Genomic DNA, 2,490 nt, shown 5'->3' on the forward strand with positions numbered 1-2,490 from the left:
TTCCGGATCGAGCCGGGTGAGGTTCAGGCGGTGATCGTCGGGCATGCGCGGGTCGCGCAGGCTGCGGTGGTCGCCCGTGAGGACAGCCCCGGTGACGTGCGCCTGGTCGCCTACGTGGTTCCGACCGGCGGCGATGGTGCAGAACTTCCGCAGGACGTGAGCGAGTTCGCTGCGAAGCGGTTGCCGGACTACATGGTGCCGTCGGCGGTGGTGGTGCTGGAAGCGCTGCCGCTGACCGGCAACGGCAAGCTGGACCGCCGCGCGCTGCCCGCGCCCGAGTACACGGCGGGCGCGGGCCGGGCGCCCGCCACGCCGCAGGAACAGGCCCTGTGCGAGGCGTTCGCGCACGTGCTGGGCCTGGAGAAGGTGAGCGCCGACGACGACTTCTTCCGACTCGGCGGGCACTCGCTGCTGGCCACCAGGCTGGTGAGCCGGATCCGGACGACCATGGGCGTCGAACTGCCGCTGCGGACGCTGTTCGAGGCGCCGACGGTGGCCGGGCTCGCGGCCCGGCTGTCCGGAGCCGAGCAGGCCCGAGCCGCGCTGGTCGCCGCCGAGCCGGAGCGGCTGCCACTGTCGTTCGCGCAGCTCCGGCTCTGGTTCGTCGGCCTGCTCGAAGGCCCGAACACCACCTACAACAGCCCCATCGTGGGGCGGCTGTTCGGCGACGTCGACAAGGCGGCGCTCGAGGCGGCGTTGCTCGACGTCATCGAGCGGCACGAGGTGCTGCGCACCGTGTACGCGGTGGCCGACGACGAGCCCTACCAGCGGGTCCTGGAGATGGACGAACTCGACTGGAAGCTGGAGCTCGCCGTCGTCGAGCCGGACGAGCTGCAGGACGCGATCGCCGGCTCCGTCAAGCGCGTGTTCGATCTGTCGGTCGACCTCCCGATCCGCGCGTCGCTCTTCACGGTCGCGCCCGATGAGCATGTGCTGACGCTGGCCATCCACCACATCGCGAGTGATGGCTGGTCGCGGGCTCCGCTGGGTCGGGACCTGTCCGCTGCCTATGCGGCGCGCCGGGAGGGCCGGGCGCCCGAGTGGGAGCCGCTGCCGGTGCAGTACGCGGACTACGCGCTGTGGCAGCGGGACCTGCTGGGCGACGAGGAGGACCCGGACAGCGTGATCTCCCGCCAGGTCGCCTACTGGAAGCAGGCCCTGGCGGGGGTCCCGGAAGAGCTGGAGCTGCCGTTCGACCGGCCGCGCCCCGCGGTCGCGAGCAACCGGGCGAACGTGACCGGGTTCGACGTGCCCGCCGAACTGCACCAGAAGCTGGTGGAGTTGGCGCAGGACGAGGGCGTGACGCTGTTCATGCTGCTGCAGTCCGTCTCCGCGATGCTGCTCTCCCGGCTGGGCGCGGGCCTCGACATCCCGTTCGGCACCCCGGTGGCCGGTCGCACCGACGAGGCGCTGGACGATCTGATCGGGTGTTTCGTCAACACTCTCGTCATGCGGACCGACCTGTCCGGCGCCCCCTCGTTCCGCCAACTACTGGGACGGGTGCGCAAGAACGGGCTGGCAGCCTTCGAGCACCAGGACGTGCCGTTCGAGAAGCTGGTGGAGGAGCTGGCGCCCGCTCGCTCCCGCTCGCGCAACCCGCTGTTCCAGGTGACGCTGACCGTGATGAACATCGCGGCGGCGGCGCTCGACCTGCCGGGCGTGCGGACCGGCGCCGCGCCGGCCGGCATGGCGGGTTCGGCGACGGCGAAGGTCGACCTGGACGTGACGGCCGGCGAGATGTTCGATGCCGAGGGCCGTCCGGCGGGTCTGCGCTGTTGGGTGACTGCCGCCGCGGACCTGTTCGACCAGTCGTCGGTGGAGCGGATCGCCGCGGCCTGGGTGCGGGTGCTGGAGACGGTGCTGCTCGACCCGGAGACCCGCCTGAGCGGGGTGGACGTGCTGGGTGCGGATGAGCGTCGTCGGGTGCTGGTGGAGTGGAACGACACCGGGCTCGGGGTGCCGGCGTTGACGGTTCCGGGGGTGTTCGCGGAGCGGGTGGCGCAGGCGCCGGATGCTCTCGCGGTGGTGGGTGGGGGTGTGGAGCTGACGTATCGCGAGCTGGATGAGCGGGCGAACCGGTTGGCGCACTACCTGGTGGATCGTGGTGTGGGTGCGGAGTCGGTGGTCGCGGTCTGCATGGAGCGCGGTGTCGAGCTGGTGGTGTCGCTGCTGGCGGTGCTGAAGGCGGGTGCGGCGTATCTGCCGGTGGATCCGAAGGCACCGGCGGAGCGGATCGCGTTCATGCTGGCGGACAGCCGGGCGGTTGCGCTGGTGGGCTCGGAGGAGGTGCTGGAGGAGCTTCCGGTTCGGCGGATGCTGACGGTGACCGTGGACGCGCCGCTGGTGCGAACGGCGCTGGCGATGGCTCCGGCGACGTCACCTCAAATCCACGTGCAGCCGGAGGGTTTGGCGTATGTGATCTATACGTCGGGTTCGACGGGTGTGCCGAAGGGTGTGGGTCTGGTTCATGCGGGTGCGGTGAACCTGGCG

Annotated in this window: 1 protein-coding gene; it reads left to right on the forward strand. The window is 71.1% G+C overall.

The features are described from left to right. Positions 1–2,490 (forward strand): condensation domain-containing protein (locus ACZ55U_RS38930; RefSeq protein WP_465534354.1); only part of this gene is annotated, 2,490 nt, incomplete at both ends.

This window comes from Kitasatospora sp. NPDC034533, assembly GCF_055575155.1.